The sequence below is a fragment of the Vicinamibacterales bacterium genome, assembly GCA_041659285.1.
Taxonomy (GTDB): Bacteria; Acidobacteriota; Vicinamibacteria; order Vicinamibacterales; family UBA2999; genus 12-FULL-67-14b.
On sequence record JBAZYO010000007.1, the window covers coordinates 277,031 to 298,569 of the forward strand.

Sequence of the window (21,539 nt, forward strand, 5' to 3'; positions counted from 1 at the left end):
GTCTCGATGCGGCTGGGGGACATCAGGCATCTTCATGCGCGGACGACCGTTTCCACGAACACACTGTCGGCTACCCACACTAGCGGGCGCACCACGTGACTGGACGCCTTCAATGCTTCCGACACCCGCAGGATCGCGGCCAGCATTGGCGTCATCAACGGCGCATCCGCCTTCTGCAGGCCGATCCCGAAGTAGCCGTCCACCTCGAACCGCACGTCGTCATCAATCACCGAGAACAACCGCCGCAACTCCGGCAGCGTCCAGTAGCGCACTTCGAAGTTCACCGGTTCGCGAAACCGCCGCCGCGCCTGATGATAGAGGCACCGCAGGCCGAATCGGGTGGGCATCTGGACCTTCGCCGCGCCGCCGCGCCGCAACACGCGTCCCATTTCGGTCACCGAACGGCGCGCGTCCGGCGGAGAGAGGTGTTGAATCACGCTGTAGGAGTAGACCACGTCGAAGGTGGCGTCCCTGAAGGGCAAGTGCCGGGCGTCGCCGACCAGGTAGCGGGTGGGCCGGCCGAGCTGCGCCGCCGCCCGGCGCGCGGCCATGACGGCGCCCAGGGAGGGGTCAATGCCCACGGCCTCGTAGCCCTGCTGGCTGGCAGCGATGGTCCAGCGCCCCCAGCTGCAGCCAACGTCCAATAACCGGCGACCGTTGCCCGCCGGCAACGGCAGATGGGGAATCGGATAGCGATCGAGGCGGCCGATGAGGTGCTTGTACATCAGGCCATTGGTGGCGGCGATGAGGTAGGTGACCGCCGGGTCGATGGGACTCCCCTGCCGCGCCAGCGCCGCAATCCCCTGGCGCTCGTCGTCGCTCAGGCTGAGCGACGACAGGTACAGGTTGGTCGGGTCAATCGCGTCAGTGGCCGCGGTCAGCGACGCCGGCAGCACGTCGATCGTGGCAGCCGCGTCATCCAGCAGCATCACCGGCACGCCCTCGACGATCGGATAGCGGTGCCCGCCATCGCAGACCAGCTGCAAGCCATCGAGCCGCACGGCGTGGTGATCGCGCGGACAGGCCAGGTGATCCAGGAACCAGCGATCGATGACCGGGCGGTCGTTGACGCTCATGCCTCGACCAGGCCGACCAGCTCCGCGCCGAGTTGCGTCAGCGCCGATGGCTGCGACGTGATGGCGTGGCTGGCGTAGTGCGCCAGTACGGCCGGACGGGCGACCAGTGATCGGATGGCCGTGGCGATCGCATCGGCGGTCACCTCCGGCAACAGGACGCCGTTCACGCCGTTTTCGACGACGCGGCCGCACGAACGCGAGGCGATGATCGGCAGGCCGACGGCCTGCGCCTCGATCTGCGCCATGCCGAAGCCATCCGAGTGCGAGGGGAAGACCAGCGCGTCGCTCGAGGCGTAGTAGGCGCCAATCTCGCCGCGAGGCACGGCGCCGACGAATTCAATGGCCGGCTGCTGCGGGAACCGCGGCGGGATGACCATGCCGGGCTCCCCGACCAGGCGGAGGGTGACCGGAAGACCGGCGACCAGCGTCATTGCTTCGAGCAGCGCCGCCGCGCCCTTCACCACCGAGACGCTGCCGACAAAAAGCAGCCGCAAGGGACGCTCGGAAGTGAAGGATTCGGGGAACACGTGCGGCGGTGCGGGCTGGTCCGAACGGCCTTCGTAGGCCAGCGGCAGGACGCGCAGCCTGGCGGCGGCCACCCCCGCCCGCGTCACCGCCTCGCGCGACCACTCGGAATTGACCACGATGTGATCGGCCAGCGCGCACTCCTCGCGCCAGCGCGCGAAATACTCGATCGGCGGTCCCAGCGGGGCCGCGCCGTACTGGGGCGCCGCGTCTGCCAGCCGGCGCACCATGGCGAAGTGCTCTTCTCCGGGATCGATCTGGCCCAAGACCGTGAGCCACCCCCGCTGTTTGGCCAGCCGGAAAATCGCGCCCGCCGAGTAGCTGTGCGCGAAGACCGCGATCCGCTCCGACGAACGGGTCTCGCATTCCGCCAGCAGGTTGGCCGCGGCGTTCTGGAACCACTCGTTGCGCGCGATCAGCGCGTCCCATCCGGCGCGCCGCTGCAGGCGCCACTCGACCTCGTGCCTGACCAGTGACAGCGTGAGATCCCTGACCTCAGCCGACTCGAGATCCGGGTGATAGCGCTCGGCCAGCCGCCGCGACAACTGCCCCGGGATGTGGGCGACCGGGTTGCCGGGCCGGACCCAGGCGTCGGTCACCATCATGCGGAGGCGCGCCCGGCGATGGAGCGCCCGCGGTACTGCATAGTGCTCGCGCGCCCCGAGGTGGCAGCAAATCCATTGCGTGATCGGCGTCATGACGCCGCCGCGAGATGCGGCCCCGCGACCCGCCGATGCAGAAAGTGCCGCTCGCACACGGCGAAGCACAGGCAGCCGAAGGCGACCGCGGACGCGGCGCCGCCCACCGCGAGCCAGCCCGCCAGCGGCCGGGTGCCCGTGAGCTGGATCACGGCGGCGCCGAGCAGCGCGAGAAACGGAAAATGCACGATGTAAATGGTGAACGATCGCAAGCCGAGATATTCGAACAGGACGAGACCCGGGTGCCGGCGGTCAACCTGGGCTACCGCGAACGTGTAGACGGCAGCGGCGGCGAACACCGTCGCCGACAGGATCTTCACGTAGATGGAGGGCACGGCGATGTAGGCAAGCAGCGCGATCCAGAACACGACGACGGCCACGGCCGGAGACACGCGGTATGGCCGCGGCGAGGTCACATGTTCCGCGAGCGCGGCGCCCACGAGCCACGCCGGGTACCACACCAGCACGCTCGCCACGAACGGCACGGCCACCACCATCGACACGATAGTGAACGCCGCCGGCACGACGACGTAGGCCGCGAGCGCGCTGCGTTGCCTGGCCCACAACCAGAGCGGGTACCACGCGTAGTACACCACCTCATAGGCGAGCGACCAGAGCGGGCCGTTGGACCCGAAGTTCTGCCCCAGGCTCGACGGCAGCAACAGCAGCGCCGGCCCGATCGAGGCCGCCGTGTATCCGCTGTGCGCGAACGTGACGTCCAGGAGCGGATCGCCGGTCGCCGCCGCGTAGAGCCGCGGAAACCACGTCATGCCGATGGCATCGCAGGCGACCGTGGCCAGCAGCGCGAAGAGGTACGGGGCGACCAGCCGGTGCGCGCGCCGCTGGTAGAAGTGTGACGTGGCGAACGCCAGGGTGGCGCCCTGCGAGAGCCGGCGGGCAGCGCCAGCGTGGATGAAGAAGCCGCTGAGCGCAAAGAAGATCAGCACGGCCTCGCGGCCGAACCGGAACATCCCCGACGCGTAGACCAGCGGCACCTGCCAGCCGTCGTGAGGCTGGCGCATCCATTCCGCATGGCCGGCCCACAGCAGCCACCGCGCGTGCCCCGTAAGGACGTAGACGGCGAGCAGGCCCCGCAACGCATCGAGCTGATCGAGGCGAATCTCCGCTCGCGGCACCAGCGTCCAGCGCCACGGCGCCCCTAGCGCCATGCCGCCGCCACATGTTGCCGGCGAAGGCGCAGGTACGAGCGGACCGCCCGGGCCGGCAGCACCTGCCGCTGCCGGCGCCGTGCCAACGCCGCCGCCGGCGCCGTGACGAGGCCGCTCCACACACCGCGGCGCCGGCCATGGCGCAACAACCACTGAATCCGGTTGGCGCACTGCAGCAGCCCGATCCCCCACAGGCTCAAGGGGTAGCGGAGGAACGTCAGCAGCAGGATGTTGGACACGCTCGCGGCGGTCACCGCCGGATCGGCGTGGCGGGCGCGGTCGGTGTCGTGAAACACCCGCAGCCAGGGCGTGCGCAAAACGCGGCGGCCGCGCGCATGCAGCCGAAGCGCGAGGTCCACTTCTTCCATGCCATAGGCGGTGGTGAGCGGAACGTAGCCGCCGGCCTCGAGGTAGTGCTCCCGGCGATAGGCGCAGCCGCCGCCGGAAAAATCCGCGAGCCACTCGGCCGTGCGGGCGTCGGCGCCAACCACTTCGTCGGTGTGGTAGACGTGGCCGGTCACGATCGAGGCATCTGGAAAGTCGTTGAACACTGTCTGCACGCGCGCGAAGTAGTCGGGATCCACGGGGTAGGAGTCGTCGTCAAAGCTGGCGACGATGTCGTGCGAGGCCGCGACCACCAGGCGATTGCGCCCGCCGCCGGGCCCGACGTTGCCGGTGCTGACAATGACCTCGGCGGACGGGTCGGCCTGGCGGATGGCCGCCGCGCACTGCTGCCGGTTGCCGTCCACGTGCACGATCACCTGCGCGGGAGCCGGCCGGCAGGCGCGCAGGCGGTCAAGGGTGGCGAGCGTCTGGGGCACGCGCTCGAACGCCGTCACGATGGCCGTGATTGGCACGGTGAGATCGCCGGCGGACGGGCTCAGCGGATCCGCCATCCGGTGCGCGCCACGAAGTCGTCCACGTCGCGCACGGCGATCAGTTCGTAGCCGCCGTCCTCCGCAAACGAGGCGTCAACCGGCCGCAGCACCCGCGCCGGCGCCGCCACGAAGGTCTCGAATCCGCGCGCGCGCAGGTAGGCGATCACGTCCGACATGCCGTAGCCGTAGCGCCGATAGTGCGCCTCGCCCATCTCGCAGTTGATGCACGCGGCCCGCGCGATGGTGCCGGGCCCGCCCTTCAGGACGAGCAGCTCGCTGCCCTCGACGTCGATCTTCAGCAAGGCGATGGCGCCGGTGGCCGGGATCTCGAGGTCGAGCGTCGAACACCGCACCGGCAGCGTGCCCGCCTCATCGACCCGGTTCATGTCGTCGAGCTTGCCGTCCGACATCCGCGCCGTTCCCGCGGCGGCGCCGATGGCGAGGTTGCGCGCGTCGACGTTGGCGCGGCCGTTCAGCGCCAGGTTGCCGCGCAGGTACCCGTAGATGCGCGGGTGCGGCTCGAACGCGTAGACCCGGCCCGACGGCCCGACGCCGCGGCTGAGCAGCAGGCTGACCTCGCCGATGTTGGCGCCGACGTCCACCGCCGTCTCGCCGGGCCGGCAGTAGTCCCGGAACAGGTCCAGCCCGTGCACGCGCTCGCCGGCGTTGATCCACAGGTTGGCGGAGGTGTTGGTCGGGTAGAAGCGAAGGCGGTAGCCCTCCAGGGGAATGGTCAGGAAGCGCGACAGCCCTGACCAGGCGAGCACGCGCGCCGCCGCCAACCGCGCCGGACGCGGGTGGGCGCGCAGAACCGCAAGTGCGTGGGACACGTTCATGGGGCGGGCGTGGCCGGCCTACAGCCGCGCGCCATTGCGCCACTCGATTTCGGCAAGATCGGGAACGCGGTCGCCCAGCACGATGCGGCACACCGTGTCGGCGACGTTGGCCTGCAGGTACTCGCGCGGCGGCGTCCACGACGGCGCCACGGCGGTGGCCGCGGCGACCGCCGACAGGATGGCCGCCGGCGCGACGCCGGCCAGGATGTTCGATCCGCACTCCACCGTCTCAGGACGCTCGGTGACGTCGCGAATGGTGACGTTCGGCACGCCCAGGATGCAGGCCTCTTCCTGCACGGTGCCGCTGTCAGACAGCACGCAGAAGGCCGCCGTCTCCAACTTCACGAAATCGCAGAAGCCGAACGGCGGCGCGAAGCGCAGGCCCGCGGCGGCAGTGATGCCAAAGGCCTCGAGGCGCGCCCTGGTGCGCGGGTGCGTCGAACACACCACCGGCATCCGGTGGCGGGCGTGCAACTCGGTGAGCGCCGTCACCAGGCTGCGCAGGCGCGATTCGTTGTCCACGTTCTCGGCGCGATGCGCCGTCACCAGGAAGTAGCGGCCGGTCTCGAGGCCCAGGGTCTCGAGCACCGCGCTCGCGGCAATGCGGCCGGCATGGCGATCCATCACTTCCTTGATCGGGTTGCCGGTGACGACGATGCGCGAGGCCAGGATGCCCTCGGCGAGCAGGTTCCGGCGGCTGCCTTCGGTGTACGGCATCAGCACCGAGCTGCTGTGATCGATCACGCGCCGGTTGACTTCCTCCGGGACGCGGTCGTCGAAGCAGCGGTTGCCCGCCTCCATGTGATAGACGGGAATGCCGAGCCGCCGCGCGATCAGGGCCGACAAGCCGCTGTTGGTGTCACCGAGGATCAGCAGCCGGTCCGGGCGATGGCGGCGGAACAACGCTTCCGAGTGCTCCAGGATGCGGCCGATCTGCGCGCCGATGCCGGCTTCGCGGATGCCCATGTGCTCGTCTGGCGCCCGCACCTCGAGCTCGGCAAAGAACTGATCGCTCAAGCTGGCGTCGTAGTTCTGCCCGGTGTGCACGAGCACGTGCTCGGCGCGGCGATCCAGCAGGCGGATGACCTCGCTCAGCCGGATGATCTCGGGCCGGGTGCCGAGAATGGTCAGGATCTTCATCGCAGCAGCTCGCCGTCGTCGGTGGCGTCGTCCACCATCAGCCGGTACTTGATCAGCATGGCGGCAAGGTCGCGTTCGCTCAGCACGTGGTCCTGCGAGCTGAACTCCTTGTCGAGGGCGGCCTGCGTCGACGCGCTGGCGCCGACCTCCGGCAACAACGAGCCGATCGCGTACCACTTGCCGCGGTCCTTCACGCGAAACGCCTCTTCCTCGCTGATCAGGATCTCGTGCGTCTTCTCACCCGGGCGAATGCCGGTGACCCGCGTTTCGATTTGGCGATCGCCGATCAGGACCTTGGCAAGGTCCGTCATCTTGGCCGACGGGGCGCGGGGAATATAGGTGTCGCCGGCCTCGCCTTCGCGGATGGCCGCAAAGACAGTGTCCACGGCATCGTCGAGGCTCAGCAGGAAGCGGGTCATGTGCGGTGTGGTGATGGTGACCGGCCCGCCGCGCCGGATCTGGTCGTGAAACAGCGGGATCACCGACCCCCGCGACGCCAGCACGTTGCCGTAGCGGACGCAGACAATCCGCGTGCCCGGGCACCGCATGTTGCCCTGGATGAACACCCGTTCCTGGATCGCCTTGGTCATCCCCATCACGTTGACGGGCTTGCACGCCTTGTCGGTGGAGACGCCGACCACGGTCTGGACCGGCAGCTTCTGGGTCTCGATGATCGAGATGATGTTCTCGGGGCCCAGCACGTTGGTGCGGACGGCCTCGGTCGGGAAGTACTCGCAGGTCGGCACCTGCTTCAACGCCGCCGCGTTGATGACCACCGTCGCGTCGCGCAGCACCGAGGCCAGGCTCCAGCGATCGCGAACATCGCCAATCTGGAACTGCAGCAGGTCCTGCGAGTTGCGATAGATCACCTCGTCGGTCGCCGACCGGAGGTTCTGGTGCGCCAGCCGCATGAAGTGCTGCTTGGCTTCATCGCGGGAAAAGATCACCACGCGGGAGGGCCGTCCCATTTCGCCGCCAAGGACGCGCCGCGTCAGCACCTGGCCGAGGGAGCCGGTGCCGCCGGTGATCAGGACGTGCTGGCCTTCGAGGGGTTTCTGGTTGTCAGTCATGTTCAAGCAGCCGCAGCCATTCTGCATAGGGGGTGGGATCGGCGGCAAGGTCGGCGACCAACCGCGGCCAGGCCGGGCTGACGTAACCGGTGGCCGCCCGGAACGCGTCGCCATTCAACGAACGGTCGCTCACCGGATCGGCCGACGGCCTAATGCGGACGTCCATCCGGTAGGCCGCCGCGATCAGGTGGAGGAGGTCGTGCTTGCTGATCGCCGGACTGGCCACGTGATAGAGCCCGTGCAGCCCGGGGTGCGTGGCGATCAGGTTGGCAATCACCCCGGCGAGTTCGACGGTCGTCGAGCCCGCGTAGATCACCCGCTGGTAGCCGGTGACCTCGCCGTGATTCTGCGCCAGGAACCAGTCGAGCAGGGACTGGTGGGTGGTCAGCTCGCGGCCAATCATCGACGTCCGCAGCGTCACGGCCCAGGGATGCTCGGTTACCTCGCCCAGCATCTTCGATCGCCCGTAGAGATCGTCGGCATCGGCGGGATCGGTCTCGCGATAGTAGCTGCCGTTTCCGCTGAACACGCAGTCGGAGCTGATGTGGATCAGCCGGCCGCCCCACTCGTGCACCAGCGCCGCCAGCTGGTGCGGCAGCAACGCGTTGACCTGGATCGAGGTGATCGGGTCCTTGCCGGCGGCGCGCTGCTTGATGACCCCCAGCGCATTGACCACGACATCGGGCCGCCGCGCCCGCAGCAACGCGGCGAGCGCCGGCCAGTCGCGCGCGTCCACGCCCCAGCTGACGTCACGGCCGGCAAACAGCGGCAGCCGCGCCAGCCGCGACTCGCGCGGCGCGCGGATCGTGCACGAGACGCGGTCGAACCGGCCGTGCAGCAATTGGAACACCTTGTGTCCCAACATGCCGGCGCCGCCGAGGATGATTACGTCCATGCAATCAACGCGTGAGCCAGGCCACGGGAACGGCGGGCGCGAACATCACACGTCCGTAGTAGAGCACATCCCAGCAGGCGAGATTGCCGATGGCGACGAGCAGGAAGATCGATCGCCGGTCGTCGCGAGGCCGCTGCCGCGCCAGCTCGGCGCAACAAAGCACGAAGGCCGGCAGCGCGAACGACATGCTGCGTGACAGGTCATGCGCCGCCATCGACAACAGCATCGGTAGCGCAACCGCGCTCACCAACGCCGCATTGACCAACCGGGACGGCTCGGGGCGACCGGCGGCGACCAGGGCGACGACCCACCACCCGGCCTCGAGGCTGCTGGCCAGCAGCAAGGGCCAGGCGTAGAAGGTATGGGATAGCGCCAGCAGGCCGACTGAATCGCCCGCCACCGGCGCCCGCAACCCGACCGACGCCACCAGCCACCACCGCGCCCCGAGCCAAACTGCAACGACCGCCGCGACCAGCAGCAGCCACGTGGCGGCGTCCCGCCTCGCCCGCGATCCCGATCGCTGCCCGTGTAACCACTGAGACAGCAGGATCGCCGGAAACATCGCGATGGCCCGTTCATCGACGAACAGCGCGGCGAGGCACGCCGCGGCCAGGGCGGCGCGGTTGAAACGCTGAAGACAGACCACACCCAGCAGCGTGGCCACGGGATCGTAGAACGGGCTACCGATGAAGCCTTGGGCCCCGACGGATGTCGCCGCAATGCCCAGCGTCGCGAGCGACGCCGACACGCGATCGGCGGACGCCTGTTCGATGAGGCGGAATGCGAACAGAAGTACCAGGGCGCCGGCAACAAAATAGAGGGCGCTCAGTCCTTGCCGGCGCAGGTCCAAGGCGAAGCCAATGGCCGGCACCGTCAGCCGCAGATCCATGTTCCCGATGTGCTCGGCGTATTCCGGCGGCGAGGCTGGCGTCGACAGCGGGTGCGCGAGCTTCGCCTCATACGCCGGCCACACGGGGTGCTGCGACCACCCTCGCTTGTAGCTGGCGCCAACGGACAGCACGCAGCACACCAGCACCCAGGCGATTGGCCAGGCGCGCAGCCGGAGCGCCGCGGCCATGTGGCTGCGCAGCGACGGCCATCGGCCTTCGAGCTGGCGATCCACCTGCGACCACGTCGCAAACGCGCTACCGGGCAAAGCAGCCATCCAGCAAGCGCGCCTGCAGCACGCGTTCGTCAAACTCGCTCGCCAACAACGCCTGGGCGCGCGCCTGGTAAGTGGCGAGGTCCAGGCCGTCCCGGTGCAGGCGCGTCAATAAGTCGCAGACATCCTGCGGCGAACCGCTGTTGATGGTGAGCGGCAACGCCGCCTCCGCCGCCAGCCGCTGCACCTCGGAGGTCGCCGGCACATGGAAAATGACGGGACGATTGGCCGCCAAGTACTCGCTGATCTTCGTCGGCATGGCGAGGTTCGCAATCCGATCGAGTCGTGGGAGCAGGGAGAGCGGCAGGTAGAGCAAGTCGGCGTCTTCCAGCCGCTGCTGACAGGCCGCGTTGTCGACCCACGGCTCCACGTGGACGAAGTCGTACGGCTGCAACTCGGGCAGTGCGTGCTTGTCGTTGGCGGCCCCCAGCAGGGTGAGCGTGGCATCCATCGCAGTCCGCTGGCGGAACAGGCGCAGTCCCTCGACAAACGCCAGCACCGCATCCGCGCGAAACACGTTCATGCCACCGGCATAGAGAATGCGCCAGGCGTTGCCGAGCGGCCGCATGGGCGTCGCCGCCGGCCGGGGGGGCACGCCCTTGTGTAGTACCTGCCAAGCATTGCCAAACCGCTGCTCGTAGTCGTGCCGCATGAGATGCGAACACGCGAAGCGCGCGTTGGCGCCGACGACGATGTCGTGCAAGGCGCGCCGGCGCGCCGCGGTAAAGGGCAGCCCGAAACAGGTGTGGTGCCCTTCCCAGTCGTCCATCACGTAGAACACGAAGCGCACGCGCGGGAATCGCCGTCGCAGCCGCACCGCCGCAAACAGCACCCAGGGCGTCACCGGATAGGTCAGCACGGCCTCAATCTGGTGCTGTTCGATCGCCGCCGCCGCGCGAGACACCAGCGCCTGTTCCGCGAGCGACTGGCGAAGTTTCAGCAGCGGGTAGTAAGCCGCGTTGGCCCAACCAGGCACCCACGCCGGGCGCCGCGGCATGTCGAATGGGACCGAATGTCCGCGGACTGTGCCGGCCGAAGGCGGCAGGTGCGACGGGTAGGCCTGGAAGAGCCGATCCTCGGGGAAGGTGGCGAGTAGGTTGCCGAGCGTCTCCCCAATTCCATTCCCATACCTGACGGGATAGTCGCCGAGCACAAGGAGCCGGCCGGTCCGCGTGCTCACGCGCCCGACCCGGGAAAAAGCGCCGGCTCGTTGCGGTTGGCCGGCGGCACCCAGGTAAGGCACGACCCGACGCCGCGCAGGCGGCCCCACCACGCCGAGGGAAGCGACGGGCTCCAACCCTTGCGCAGCGAGGCCACCTCACTGATCGCCTGGAAAATCATCCACAGCATCACGTGAGCCAGCGCGCCGACACGGGAGGCACCGAACGCGCGCATGACGATGGCATAGCGCGCACGCATGGACTGGAACTGGTAATCGCGCGAGTGGCTGCGGCCTCGCGGATCCTCATGATGCACGCACCGCGCTGCGGGCACGAACAAGACCCGCCAGTGCCGGCTCAGGCGATAGCCCAGATCGAGATCCTCGCCCGGCGAGCTGCCGCTGAAGTACGGCGCGAAGCCGCCCACCGACACGAACGCCGCGCGCCGGATCGCCGAGACGCCGCCGCCGAGCCATTCGGACGGCATCGGCCGCTCGACCGTGATCGGAAACCCATTGGGCAAGGCCGCTCCAACCAGGCGCCCCGGCTCGAAGGCCACGCGTCCGCTGGCCACCAGGCGCCGGTAGACGCGCCACAAGGCCGTGGGCGGCGCCAGCGGTTGATTGACGAGCCGGCCCATCGTGGCGCCGACGGTCCGGTCGCCCCAGATCGGCGCGAACAACGATTCCGCCCACGCCGGCGCCAGTTCCACGTCGTCGTCGAGCAGCAACAGGTTGTCGTGCCTCGCTTGCTGGATGGCGAAGTTGCGCTGCGCCGCGGCATTCTTCTCCGCAAAGGGAAAATACCGGACCTCGACGCCGGCGGCGCCCCAGCGCGGATCGCCGGTGACGGCTCGTGTCTCGGCGTCGGCACCGCAGTGCACGACGATGACCTCGGCGACCGGCACGGTTTGCCGCGTTACGCTTTCGAGGCACAAGCGCAGCATGTCGGCCCGGCCGACGGTCGGGATGATGCCCGAGATCTCGCGTGCCGGCGGTGACGTCATCGCGCTTCACCGGGCCTCGAGACCAGGGTGCGCCGCCAGCCGGCCATCGTTTCCGTCACGGAGAATCCGACACACTTCCACATCAGGCGATACAGCAGCGGCTCCGAGGTGGGCTGGAATCCCGGCGCCGAGCGGCGCAGCGCCGCCAGTGCCTGGTGCGCGCCCTCGCGATCATCTTCGCGCCAGGCCACGCGGGCCATGCCGAAACGGGCTTGGTTGATCGCGGCGTGTCGCGCCGTCGTGAGCCGTCCACGAGCGCACAGGAACTCTTCGGCCGCCTGCTCGATCTCCAGGCGCCGTTTGCGCACTTCGGGCCGGTTGCCGGTGCTGACGCTGGACGCGCCCCACACGCGCCACACCGCCCCGTTTGCCTCGCAGTACGCGAACCGCTTGCCGGCGATCAACAGCCGCAGGTAGAGATCGTGCTCCTGGCACACGCGCTGCCGCTCGTCCCACCCTCCAACGTCGACAATCGCCTGCTTGCGCCAGAGCGGCGCGCCCGTCTGCGGCAAATACCAGAGCGCGAGCAGCACCCAGAGGTCGCGCGGCTCTGGAATGCGCAACACTTCGAGGCCTTCCGCGCGGCCGTCAGCATATTCGACCGCAACCGGGCCGTAGACGACGTCCGCGTCCTGGTGCGATGCCAGGAACCCAACTTGGTTCCCAATCTTGTCTGGCAGCAGGTAGTCGTCCGCGTCGAGGTATTGCAGCCACTGTCCCCGAGCCCGTGACAGCAGGCGGTTGCGCGCATGATTGCCGCCGAGATGCGGAGCCGCCTCGAACACCACCGCATCACCGAATCCCCGGACGATGTCGGCGCTGCCATCAGTGGAACCATCGTCGACGACAATGACTTCCTTGTCGGCCCACGTTTGCGCCAGCGCGCTCTCGACGGCCTGGGCGATCCAGCGCTCGGCGTTGTAGCAAGGAATGAGGATCGAGACGAGCATGGTCAGCAAGCCCAGGGCATCGGCGCGATTGGGGCGAAGGTCGTGGTCAGGCGCTCGCTGCCGGCGAACCGCTCGGGGTATTGCAGCCGCTCCACGATCTCGACGATGTGGGCGCCGAGCGCTCCGTCGAGACGCGAGGCGCGCTGCTCGCCCGCGGCGTCGGCGAGTTCCGCGGGACCGCGACAGAAGTCCACCGGCTTGCCAGGCGCCGACATCCGGCCGGCGACCGGCCGCACCAGCGGCAGCCGGCGCGAAAACAGCACGTCCGCGCCGGGCACCGGCACGCGGGCCTCGAGCCAGCGGTGCAGCGAACGCGCGCGCCCTGCCAGCCTGGACTGCCAGGGCCCCATTGCTGACGGCCGCAACATGACCGGGCCGCCATCATCGCGAACATTGCCGACAAACAGCACGCCGGCATCGCCCACGACCGTGATCGACTTGTCGCGCGGGGCGACCAGGCCGCACGTCACGCGGGCCGCGACGCCATTCGCATACTCGATGCCGCCGACGGTGAAGTCGGGCGCCATGCCATCCACGGCAATGCCCTTGTCGGGGATCAGGCACGAGGCGAAGGCCTGCATGCGCAGCGCCGGACCGAGCATCGCGGCCAGCCAGGTCAGCACGTACCCGGCATGTTCGAACGTGCAGCCGACCTCGAACTCGTCTTTCGCCGGCCAGGGCACGCCGCTGTCGTTCTTCCACTGCCACGGCGCCATGCGAGGGGCAATCATCCCGTCATCGAAGTTGGCGTAGACCACCCGCACCTGGCCGATGGCGCCGTCGCGGACCGCCTTCCACAGCGTCTGCGCCGTCTCGCTGAGCACGCTGCACGGCGCCGAACCGAGGTAGCGCTGGCGCGCGGCGGCCAGATCGACCAGCGCGGTGGCGTCGGCGGTGGTCATCGCCAACGGCTTCTCCGAGTAAACGTGCTTGCCGGCCTCGAGGCAGGCCCGGTTGATCTCGAAGTGCGCCCGTGGGTTGGTCAGGTTGATGACCAGTTCGACGCTGGCGTCCTGCAGCACGTCGGCCAGGCTCGCGTAGGCCCGGCCCGGCCAGCGCGCCACGAAGGCGCGCAAGTGATTGGGGTTGTTATCGTAGGCGCCCACCAGCGTCAGGTGCGGATAGTTCGACAACGTCCGGCCGTAGAACTCCGCCACGTAGCCGCAGCCGACAATCGCGACGTTCATGCGCGGTGGTGCTCCACCTTGCGGATGGCCGCGGCGATGTCGGCCATGTCGGCCTCGGTGCCAAGGAACGTGCTGCCGGCGATGTAGACGATCTCGGTCGCCGCTTGATCGGCGACCGGCGTCGGCATGGCCCGGACATACTCGGGCCGACGCTGCATCAGCGCTTGCATCACCGGTTGCTGGGCGATGGTCGCCGCGTAGCCGCGGTGCATCGGCACGCCCTCGGCCTTGACCGCGTCCACGAACGCGTCGATCGGCAGTCCGCCGCAAGCCTCCGCCTGGTAGCGCATCACGAACATGTACATCCCGTGCTTGCGCACCGAGGGATGCGTGTCCAGGGGGCGCACGCTCTTGGCGCCAGCGAGCAGCGCCCGCAGGGCCTGGAAGTTGACGGCCCGCTCCGCCTGCTGCGCCGGGAAGCGCGCGAAGCGATGCATCAGGAGGGCCGCCTGGTACTCCGTGGGCCGGATGTTCCAGCCGAGCGACGGGTGCTCCCACCGCGCCCCGAGCTCGGGCGCCCGGCCGGCGTTGTGAATCGCGTGGGCGCGCTTGAAGACGCCTGTGTCGTTGGTGGTCAGAATGCCGCCCTCGCCGCTGGAGAGGTTCTTGGCGGACTGAAAACTGAAGGCCGCCGCCTCGCCCAGCGAGCCGACGGGACCACTCTCCCATTCGGCGCCATGCGCCTGCGCGGCGTCTTCGATGACGACCAGTTGATGCTTGCGGGCGAGGGCCGTGAGCGCGGTCATGTCCGCGGGCTGTCCGAACTGGTGGACCGGCAGGATCGCCCTGGTCTTGCCCGGGACGATGGCCTCCTCCACCCGGCGCGGATCGAGGTTGAGGGTACCGCGTTCCACGTCCACGAGCACAATCCCGAACCGCCGATCCAGCGGCGCCGTGGCGCTGGCGATGAACGACAGGTTCGGGACGATCACCTCGCCGCCGTAGTCGAGGCCGTCGTGGTCGAGCACGGCCGCCAACGCAATGCGCAGCGCGTCGGTGCCGTGCGGCAGCAGCAGGGCATGACGGCACTGGCAGTACGCCGCCCAGCGCTCGGCGAACGCGCGCTGGCGCGTCTGCGGAAGGCCTTCGACGCCGGCCAGGAAGATCCGGCGGAAGGCCGGCTCGACCTGCAGGACCCATTCCCGAAGTGTGGCGTCATGACCCGACGGCCACGGCCGTAGGCGTTGATCACGAACCGGCTTGCCACCGTTCACCGCGAGCGGACCGGTCAGGCGGGCGCGCGATCGCGGCAACCGGCCAAGCGTTTGCCGGGCGGTGCCGAGTACCGCTTTGCGAAGCCAGGCGTTCATGCGATTAGCGCGCCTCCATTTCGACCAGCAAGCCGAACTCGGATGACCGAACCGGTGCCAGCCGGCTCAGGCCGGTGAGGGCCGCGGCCTTCGTCACCGCCGTCTCGAGCCATCGCCAGGCGGGCGATGGCTCGAACCCGGGCTGCACGACGAAGGCATCGCCCGCGGTCAGGGACTGCGGCACGGGAGGCGTCCACTTGCGGCGGACGAGCGCCCTCAATCCGATCGCGACCGCGGTCGGTGGCGACACGGGGTCGATGGTCTCGGTCACCCGCGCCGCATCCGCGCACTGCCGCAACCAGAAGCCGCGCGGGAACAGCGTGACCAGGTCTGGCGGTGGCGCCGAGTCGATCCACAGTTGCCCCCGCAGGTACAGGGCCTCGCGGTTCGGCGCGTTGAAGAACAACCGGCCGCCGGGCTTGAGCCACGACAGGAGCTGACGCGTCAATCCGACCGGATCGCCGACGCAGCCGATCAGGCCGACGTGGTAGATCACGTCATACGGGCCGCGTGCCGCGACGGTCGGCGAATCCGCCACCGCGAAGTGGTCGCCGAAGGCGGCGGTGGCGGCCGTAATTGCATCCGGCGAGGTGTCAACGCCGAGGATGTCCCGACCCGCGAGAATGGACGCCGCCGCGAGGTAGCCCCGCGAGCAGCCAACCTCGAGGATGCGAGCCGATGCCGGCAGGCGATCCAGCCGGTCGAGCACGGCGCGGTATTTCGGCGTCGCCGACAGCAGCGCGCGCAACCCGGCGAGGTCGCCGCGGGCGAAGAGCTCGCGGCACTGCTCGCCCAGGCGCCGGTAGTAACCGTAGTACGACAACGCACCAGACTGGTGCAGGCGGTCGTAGACGTCGCCGGTGTGCGGCGTGAAGCGGCAGCCGCACGACGGGCAGTCGTAGACCACGCAGGCAAAGCCGGTCAGGTAGTCCACCGTCCCGGCGACGAGGGCGCCAGGGCGCCCGCACACGCGGCAGGTGGCGGCACCGGCGATCATCGCGCGCCGGCCTGGCGGGTGAAGAGGTGGTTAGCCGCGGCTTCGGCGTTGGCGCCCTGCGACGCGCCCTGCGACACGAACTCGAGCCCGGCGCCGCCGAGGAAGGCCATCGCGCGATCGCGCTCAGCGCGGTCGGTGACGCTCAGTTCCACCATGGCCGAGACCAGCCGGCGGTCGCGCAGCGTCGCCGACGCGCCCTGCAGGATCGGCCACTCGAGCCCATCGACGTCGATCTTGAGATGCGTGGGAAAGGCCGGGGCGAACCGGCCGATGAAGTCGTCGATCGTGAACCCGATCATGCCGTGCGTGACGTTGCCCTGCCCGCTCGAATACCGCGAGGCCTCGCCGGTGGCGCTGAACTGCGACATCGCCGTGCCGATCTCGGCGGAGTCGAGGTTGAGCGTGCCCAGTTCCGTCGCCCCCGACAGCGCGACGCAGTACGACTCGATGCGGGCGCTCAGCGCGTTCAACTGGATGTTGCGTGTCAACGCGAAGTAGTTCGCGGCCGACGGCTCGAACGCGAGCACGCGGCAGCGGCGCCGCGTGGCGGCGTACAGGCTGAAGACGCCGACGTTGGCGCCGATGTCCCACAGGACCGCGTCGGCGGGCAGCGCGTCGATCCACTGGATCATGTCGGGCTCTTTGTCCAGGACACCGGCCGCGCGCGACCGCAGCAGCGGCGACGGCGCGAAGAACGTGATCGCGTCCCCGCCACCCAGCGCCAGCGTGACCGTGGCCTCGCGCGCCAGGCGGTCGAGGGCCTCGGCCCGCAGCGCCGGATCGACCAACCGCAGCGGCAGGCTGGCGGTCCGCCGCAGCGCCCCCCGCATCAGCGACCTCACGCCCATGTCATCGCCAGAACACCGAGCCGCCGGCCCGCCGGAACGGCGCTGGAATCTGCTCCGCCGACGGCAGGCCGAATTCCTGCCGGATCGCGGCGGTGGCCAGGCGCATGGTCGGCAGCAGCCGGACCGCCCAGCGGGCGGCGCGTAGTCCCGAGCGCAATTGGTAGCCGTTGGCCCCGCCCGAGGTGGACATCGAGTCGCCGTGATTGATGACGACGTTGCCCGCGAACGGCAGCGGCGCCAGCGGATGCCCGAGCTCCCGCATGTAGTCGTTGTAGTAGGCGATGCCAACCGCCGCCAGGACGTTGATCTCGCGCTGGTGCGACGCGAGGATGGTCATGTAATTCTGCTCGCCGCCCCGGATGATGCGGTCGGCCCAGGGCCCCGAAAACGGCGGATGCGTGAACGTCAACAGATCGGTGAGAACGATGACACAGGGGCCCGAGCTGGGGCTGGCGATGCGGTGGAGCCGCATGACCTGGCCGCCGTAAGTAAAGAACCGCTGCGTATTAGTGTACCAGCCATTGCCGCCACGATGCGTCTCGAGGTGCGCGCCAATGCGGTTGCTGACGTGATCGTCGGCATCGTTGAAGATCACGTACTCGGCGCCGGCGTCGCCGGCCCAGCGGGCGCCCGCCGACAGCTTGAGCACCTTGTCGGTCACCATCGAGTCGAAGTTCTTCGCCGGCAGCGCCGCGTCAATCGGCAGGAACTGCACCCGCGGATCCCGGGCCAGCGGCGAGTCGGGAATGTCGTGGCAGCCGATGGCCACGCGAATGTCGCCGCGGGTCTGCGCCAGCATCGATCGCACGACCTGCTCGAGCAGCCACACGTGATAGGCCCAGTCGTCGGCCAGCGCACGTGCGCGAAGGGAGGTCGCGAACGCAATCATCGGCATTCACCCATCCACCGTGTCACGACGCCGGCGCCGGGCGGTATTCATCTTCCGGCAAGGTGCCGTGGGGACCGGCACATTCGGCACGCGTCGAATGGCCTACCGGATCGGCTCGGTGGACAGGCTCGTGCTTGGCGAGAGTTTCGATAGTGATCCCTTCCTCGCCGCGATGCCGGACTACGCGCTTCCGGCCGACGCCATCGTCCCGGACGTCGGCGCGCACATCGGCACCTTCAGCCAGCTAGCCGCCGCGAAGGCGCCGCGCGGACGGGTGTATGCGATCGAAGCCAGCCGGGAGACGTTCGACCTGCTCACCGCAGACGTGGCCTTGAGCGGACTGGCCAATATCAGGGCCGACCATCTCGCGCTCGCGGATCGAGAGGGCGCCATCGAACTGCATCACGATCCGGACGGCAACTGCGGTCATTCGATCACCGCACCGCTGAGCGGCTCGAGCGAGTGGGTGGCGGGCACGACGCTCGGACAATACCTCGACACCCGGGACGTCAGATCGGTCCGGGTCGCAAAGTTCAGCTGCGAAGGCGCCGAGTTCCCGACCCTGCTGTCGAGCTCCGGAGTAGTAATGGCGCGCATCGAACGGATGATCGTGCTCTACCACTGCGATCTGGTGGACGAGACGCCCGAGTCCCTGGTGAGCCATCTCAACGCCCACGGTTTCGCGACCAGCATCACCAATCAGACCAAGGACCGCGGCTGGATCCTCGCCACCAGGCGGCCGTCCGGCGAGGCGCCGCCCTAAGTCTAGGGAACCAGGGCGAAGGAGTGATCGGCCAGAAACGTGCCGTCACGGCTGGTCGGTAACTGGCCGCTGCCGTAATAGTCGCCGGCGACGACTTCAAACGAACCGGCCGGCCTCAGCCAGTCGGCGACGTCGCCGCCAACCGTGGAAAAGAGGTTGTAGGTGAAGCCGCCGGGAATCAGGGCCACGCGTGGCAGCTGCACGCGCAGGGTGAAGTCGCCGGCCGGGGTGGCCGGGAGGTCGCCTCCGGCATAGCTCGTGGACCACGTCGTCACGCGCTGGCCGGCGAAATTGTCGATGCCGATCGAGACGTGGAGCGACCGCAGCGGCGCCCCGGAGGCGTTGCGCATGCGGAGCTCCATGACGCCGGGGCTGCCGGCCACCAGCGACGGAATGGCGGCGCCCTCGGCGTCGAGCCACCGCACTTCGGCGAAGCGGATGGCGCCACTGCCCTGCCGATCGGCACGACCAAGGATGGCCGTCGCCGTGCCCCTGTTAGGCTCGTTGGCATAGGCCGCGATGACCTCACGCACGGGACCCATCTTCTTGACCCGGCCGCCGTCGAGCAGCAGACCGGTCTGGCACAGGTTCTCGACCGTGGCGAGGTGGTGGCTGACGAACAGGACGGTGCGGCCGCCGCGCGCCGCCGCGTTCATCGTGCCCAGGCACTTGCGCTGGAACTCGGCGTCACCCACCGCCAGGACCTCGTCGATGATCAGGATCTCCGGCTCGAGATGGGCGGCCACGGCAAAGGCCAGCCGCACATACATCCCGCTGCTGTAGCGCTTGACCGGAGTATCGAGAAATCGCTCGGTGCCGGCAAAATCGACAATCGCATCGAACTTGCGGGCGATCTCGGCCCGCGACATGCCAAGGATCGCGCCGTTCAGGAAGATGTTGTCGCGCCCGGTCAGTTCGGGATGAAAGCCGGTGCCGACCTCGAGCAGGCTGGCGGCGCGGCCCCGCAGGACCACGCGGCCGCCGGTGGGTTCGGTAATGCGGCTGAGCACCTTGAGCAGCGTGCTCTTGCCGGCGCCGTTGCGGCCAATGATGCCGAGCACCTCGCCCCGCCGGACCTCGAACGACACGTCGGTCAGCGCCCAGAAATCCTCGGCGGCGGGCACGGGCGGCGACGTCTGCGACCGCAGGCGCCGGAACGGCGCCGTCACCTTCTGAGCAATGACGTCGCGCAGCGCCAGGTAGGGCTGGCGGGCCTGCTGATGCTGGATCCGGTAGCGCTTGCTCAGGCCCTCGACGCTGATGATCGGTTCGTCCATGGCGATCAGATCACGTCGGCGAAGCTGCGTTCCATCCGCCGGAAATACCAGACGCCAAGGGTCAAGGCGGTGGCGGACACCGCCACCGAGATCAGCAGTGAGTACGGATCGATCGGCGTGCGGCCGTTCAGGATCGACCAGCGGCAGCCGTCGATGATGCCGACGAGCGGATTGAGCGCATAGAGCGGACGCCAGCGGAGGGGCATGTTGCTGGAGGCAAAGGCGATCGGCGACACGAACAGCCCGATCTGGATGAGCAGCGGCACCACGTAGCGGAAATCGCGGTACTCGACGTTGAGCGCCGCCAGGAACAGGCCGATGCCTGACGCCAGGGCGACCGCCAGCAGCATGAAGACCGGCAGCGCCAGGATGGTCCAGCCCGGCGCAAACCCCTGCCACGCCATCACCACCGCCAGCAGCGCGAGCGTCACCAGGAAGTCCACCAACGCTGTCGCCACCGCGGCCAGCGGCACGATCAGCCGCGGAAAGTAGACCTTCGAGATCAGGTTGGTGTTCGCGATCAGGCTGGAGGAAGACTCACTGACCGCGCCGGCGAAGAACTGCCACGGCAGCACCGCCGCGAGGACCAGGAGGGCATCGGGTACGGCGCCGCGCTCGATGCCGACCAGGCGGCGGAACAGCACGAACACCAGCATCGTGATGGCCGGGCGGATGATCGCCCAGGCCACGCCGATCGCCGTCTGCTTGTAGCGGACCGCCAGGTCGCGCCACGCGAGAAAGAACATCAACTCGCGATAGCGCCACAGATCGCGCCAATAGTTGGCCGAGGCAAGCCCCGGCTCGATGACCAAACGCATGGGTGTGGGGGCCGCGCTGGCGCGGCCTAGATGAGGCGCTGCCGGACCTTGATGGTGTCGTTCGGCCGGACCAGGTCGGACATCTCGGCATCGACCTCGATGTCCTTGCCGTTGACCTTGCGGGTGATCTTGATACCCCGCGACGAACCGCGCTCGGTCAGGCCGCCGGCTTCGGCAATCGCCTGCTGCACGGTCATGCCGGGACGCAGCACGAACGCCCCCGGGGTCCTGACGAATCCCGTGACGTAGTAGCGTTCGGCCGCCTGGACGATGATGGTGTCGCTGTCCTGGAGCAGCACATTGGCGGTGAAGCGCCCGGCCTTCAGGTCCTCGATGCTGACGCGCAACAGTTCAGCCGTTTCGGTGCTGTCCGGCGAGGCCGGCGCCGCGGCCACCGCCGCCGCCATGCCGTCCTTATAGCGCTGCACGATGATCGTCGTGCCGGCGGAGGGCGTGAACGAGCCCGCCTTGGCAATCACCTCGAGCAGCGTGACCTGGCCTTCGATGGTGTACTTGCCCGGCGCCTTGACCTCGCCCATCACGTAGATCGAGCGGCTCCGGTACTGCGAGATCTCGACCGAGACCTGCGCACGCAGCACGTAGCCGTCCCGCAAGCCGGTGGCGATCATGGTCTCGACTTCGCTGAGCGTCTTGCCCCTGACCGCGATGCGCTGGAGGTACGGAAACGTGATGGTGCCGTCGGAGTCCACGCTGAAGGTCCCACTCAAGGCCGGCTCGTCGAACACCTTGATGGCCAGGACGTCCGAGGGACCAATCAGGTAGGTCGGGCTGACGGCGATCGGCGCGGGGACGCCTTGCGCGGCCCACAGGCCCGTCGTCATGGCCGCCACGAGGAACAGGAGCGAGGTCAGTTGTTTCACCATG

The 21,539-nt window shown here is 68.9% G+C and carries 21 protein-coding genes; 1 reads left to right on the forward strand and 20 read right to left on the reverse strand.

Translation table 11 applies throughout. From position 1 onward, the window contains the following. Positions 1-32 precede the first annotated feature (32 nt). The 17 genes from WC815_13795 to WC815_13875 are packed head-to-tail and all read right to left on the reverse strand — an operon-like array spanning position 33 to position 17,802. Positions 33-1,076 carry a methyltransferase domain-containing protein gene (locus tag WC815_13795; protein MFA5909847.1) on the reverse strand — a complete coding sequence of 348 codons (1,044 nt, stop codon included), beginning with the start codon at positions 1,074-1,076 and terminating at the stop codon, positions 33-35. Next, entirely contained in the window at positions 1,073-2,299 is a 1,227-nt protein-coding gene (locus tag WC815_13800) for a glycosyltransferase family 4 protein (GenBank protein MFA5909848.1), read from the reverse strand. Before WC815_13800 ends, WC815_13795 begins: the two co-directional genes overlap by 4 nt. Then, the gene (locus WC815_13805; protein MFA5909849.1) at positions 2,296-3,468 is read right to left on the reverse strand and encodes an acyltransferase; all 1,173 of its coding nucleotides are present in this window, start codon (positions 3,466-3,468) and stop codon (positions 2,296-2,298) included. Before WC815_13805 ends, WC815_13800 begins: the two co-directional genes overlap by 4 nt. Next, entirely contained in the window at positions 3,459-4,364 is a 906-nt protein-coding gene (locus tag WC815_13810; GenBank protein MFA5909850.1) for a glycosyltransferase, read from the reverse strand. The genes WC815_13805 and WC815_13810 overlap by 10 nt, the downstream gene beginning before the upstream one ends. Further along, positions 4,349-5,182 (reverse strand): FkbM family methyltransferase, encoded by an 834-nt coding sequence (locus WC815_13815; protein ID MFA5909851.1) that lies wholly within the window; start codon positions 5,180-5,182, stop codon positions 4,349-4,351. Before WC815_13815 ends, WC815_13810 begins: the two co-directional genes overlap by 16 nt. An 18-nt stretch (positions 5,183-5,200) precedes the next feature. Further along, on the reverse strand, positions 5,201-6,322 hold the full coding sequence (gene wecB, locus WC815_13820) for a UDP-N-acetylglucosamine 2-epimerase (non-hydrolyzing) (GenBank protein MFA5909852.1): 1,122 nt from the start codon (positions 6,320-6,322) through the stop codon (positions 5,201-5,203). Beyond that, positions 6,319-7,392, reverse strand: coding sequence for a polysaccharide biosynthesis protein (locus tag WC815_13825; GenBank protein ID MFA5909853.1), 1,074 nt, complete (start codon positions 7,390-7,392; stop codon positions 6,319-6,321). Before WC815_13825 ends, wecB begins: the two co-directional genes overlap by 4 nt. Next, a complete protein-coding gene (locus tag WC815_13830) occupies positions 7,385-8,287 on the reverse strand; it encodes an SDR family oxidoreductase (protein ID MFA5909854.1) in 903 nt (300 codons plus the stop codon). The genes WC815_13825 and WC815_13830 overlap by 8 nt, the downstream gene beginning before the upstream one ends. Before the next feature lie 4 nt (positions 8,288-8,291). Continuing rightward, positions 8,292-9,452 (reverse strand): hypothetical protein, encoded by a 1,161-nt coding sequence (locus WC815_13835; protein ID MFA5909855.1) that lies wholly within the window; start codon positions 9,450-9,452, stop codon positions 8,292-8,294. Next, positions 9,433-10,629 carry a glycosyltransferase gene (locus WC815_13840; protein MFA5909856.1) on the reverse strand — a complete coding sequence of 399 codons (1,197 nt, stop codon included), beginning with the start codon at positions 10,627-10,629 and terminating at the stop codon, positions 9,433-9,435. The genes WC815_13835 and WC815_13840 overlap by 20 nt, the downstream gene beginning before the upstream one ends. Next, entirely contained in the window at positions 10,626-11,615 is a 990-nt protein-coding gene (locus WC815_13845; protein ID MFA5909857.1) for a glycosyltransferase, read from the reverse strand. The genes WC815_13840 and WC815_13845 overlap by 4 nt, the downstream gene beginning before the upstream one ends. Continuing rightward, complete coding sequence (locus WC815_13850; protein ID MFA5909858.1) at positions 11,612-12,565, reverse strand: glycosyltransferase; 954 nt, start codon at positions 12,563-12,565, stop codon at positions 11,612-11,614. Before WC815_13850 ends, WC815_13845 begins: the two co-directional genes overlap by 4 nt. Before the next feature lie 2 nt (positions 12,566-12,567). Continuing rightward, a complete protein-coding gene (locus tag WC815_13855) occupies positions 12,568-13,752 on the reverse strand; it encodes a Gfo/Idh/MocA family oxidoreductase (protein ID MFA5909859.1) in 1,185 nt (394 codons plus the stop codon). After that, positions 13,749-15,062: a DegT/DnrJ/EryC1/StrS family aminotransferase gene (locus WC815_13860; protein ID MFA5909860.1), complete on the reverse strand. Its 1,314-nt coding sequence runs from the start codon at positions 15,060-15,062 to the stop codon at positions 13,749-13,751. The genes WC815_13855 and WC815_13860 overlap by 4 nt, the downstream gene beginning before the upstream one ends. Before the next feature lie 4 nt (positions 15,063-15,066). Continuing rightward, positions 15,067-16,059: a class I SAM-dependent methyltransferase gene (locus tag WC815_13865; protein ID MFA5909861.1), complete on the reverse strand. Its 993-nt coding sequence runs from the start codon at positions 16,057-16,059 to the stop codon at positions 15,067-15,069. Continuing rightward, positions 16,056-16,901, reverse strand: a complete 846-nt coding sequence (locus WC815_13870) for an FkbM family methyltransferase (GenBank protein MFA5909862.1) — start codon at positions 16,899-16,901, stop codon at positions 16,056-16,058. Before WC815_13870 ends, WC815_13865 begins: the two co-directional genes overlap by 4 nt. Positions 16,902-16,908: 7 nt before the next feature. Beyond that, positions 16,909-17,802, reverse strand: a complete 894-nt coding sequence (locus WC815_13875) for a hypothetical protein (protein MFA5909863.1) — start codon at positions 17,800-17,802, stop codon at positions 16,909-16,911. A gap of 91 nt (positions 17,803-17,893) precedes the next feature. Between WC815_13875 and WC815_13880 the strand changes: the two genes are divergently transcribed. Beyond that, on the forward strand, positions 17,894-18,559 hold the full coding sequence (locus WC815_13880) for an FkbM family methyltransferase (protein MFA5909864.1): 666 nt from the start codon (positions 17,894-17,896) through the stop codon (positions 18,557-18,559). 2 nt (positions 18,560-18,561) lie between these two features. Here WC815_13880 and WC815_13885 read toward each other — a convergent pair whose 3' ends face one another. Genes WC815_13885 through WC815_13895 form a run of 3 tightly spaced genes read right to left on the reverse strand, consistent with a single transcriptional unit; the run spans position 18,562 to position 21,538 of the window. Beyond that, complete coding sequence (locus WC815_13885) at positions 18,562-19,836, reverse strand: ABC transporter ATP-binding protein (protein MFA5909865.1); 1,275 nt, start codon at positions 19,834-19,836, stop codon at positions 18,562-18,564. Positions 19,837-19,841: 5 nt separating this feature from the next. Further along, positions 19,842-20,654 (reverse strand): ABC transporter permease, encoded by an 813-nt coding sequence (locus WC815_13890; GenBank protein MFA5909866.1) that lies wholly within the window; start codon positions 20,652-20,654, stop codon positions 19,842-19,844. Between the two features lie 26 nt (positions 20,655-20,680). Continuing rightward, a complete protein-coding gene (locus tag WC815_13895; GenBank protein MFA5909867.1) occupies positions 20,681-21,538 on the reverse strand; it encodes a polysaccharide biosynthesis/export family protein in 858 nt (285 codons plus the stop codon). Position 21,539: the final 1 nt, after the last annotated feature.

Coding starts and splice junctions, on each gene's coding strand:
- WC815_13880 (MFA5909864.1), top strand. CDS start 17,894: ATGGCCTACCGGATCGGCTCGGTGGACAGGCTCGTGCTTGGCGAGAGT.
- WC815_13810 (MFA5909850.1), bottom strand. CDS start 4,364: ATGGCGGATCCGCTGAGCCCGTCCGCCGGCGATCTCACCGTGCCAATC.
- WC815_13865 (MFA5909861.1), bottom strand. CDS start 16,059: ATGATCGCCGGTGCCGCCACCTGCCGCGTGTGCGGGCGCCCTGGCGCC.
- WC815_13855 (MFA5909859.1), bottom strand. CDS start 13,752: ATGAACGTCGCGATTGTCGGCTGCGGCTACGTGGCGGAGTTCTACGGC.
- WC815_13890 (MFA5909866.1), bottom strand. CDS start 20,654: ATGCGTTTGGTCATCGAGCCGGGGCTTGCCTCGGCCAACTATTGGCGC.
- WC815_13800 (MFA5909848.1), bottom strand. CDS start 2,299: ATGACGCCGATCACGCAATGGATTTGCTGCCACCTCGGGGCGCGCGAG.
- WC815_13825 (MFA5909853.1), bottom strand. CDS start 7,392: ATGACTGACAACCAGAAACCCCTCGAAGGCCAGCACGTCCTGATCACC.
- WC815_13885 (MFA5909865.1), bottom strand. CDS start 19,836: ATGGACGAACCGATCATCAGCGTCGAGGGCCTGAGCAAGCGCTACCGG.
- WC815_13845 (MFA5909857.1), bottom strand. CDS start 11,615: ATGACGTCACCGCCGGCACGCGAGATCTCGGGCATCATCCCGACCGTC.
- WC815_13875 (MFA5909863.1), bottom strand. CDS start 17,802: ATGCCGATGATTGCGTTCGCGACCTCCCTTCGCGCACGTGCGCTGGCC.
- wecB (MFA5909852.1), bottom strand. CDS start 6,322: ATGAAGATCCTGACCATTCTCGGCACCCGGCCCGAGATCATCCGGCTG.
- WC815_13835 (MFA5909855.1), bottom strand. CDS start 9,452: ATGGCTGCTTTGCCCGGTAGCGCGTTTGCGACGTGGTCGCAGGTGGAT.
- WC815_13850 (MFA5909858.1), bottom strand. CDS start 12,565: ATGCTCGTCTCGATCCTCATTCCTTGCTACAACGCCGAGCGCTGGATC.
- WC815_13805 (MFA5909849.1), bottom strand. CDS start 3,468: ATGGCGCTAGGGGCGCCGTGGCGCTGGACGCTGGTGCCGCGAGCGGAG.
- WC815_13795 (MFA5909847.1), bottom strand. CDS start 1,076: ATGAGCGTCAACGACCGCCCGGTCATCGATCGCTGGTTCCTGGATCAC.
- WC815_13815 (MFA5909851.1), bottom strand. CDS start 5,182: ATGAACGTGTCCCACGCACTTGCGGTTCTGCGCGCCCACCCGCGTCCG.
- WC815_13830 (MFA5909854.1), bottom strand. CDS start 8,287: ATGGACGTAATCATCCTCGGCGGCGCCGGCATGTTGGGACACAAGGTG.
- WC815_13895 (MFA5909867.1), bottom strand. CDS start 21,538: ATGGTGAAACAACTGACCTCGCTCCTGTTCCTCGTGGCGGCCATGACG.
- WC815_13860 (MFA5909860.1), bottom strand. CDS start 15,062: ATGAACGCCTGGCTTCGCAAAGCGGTACTCGGCACCGCCCGGCAAACG.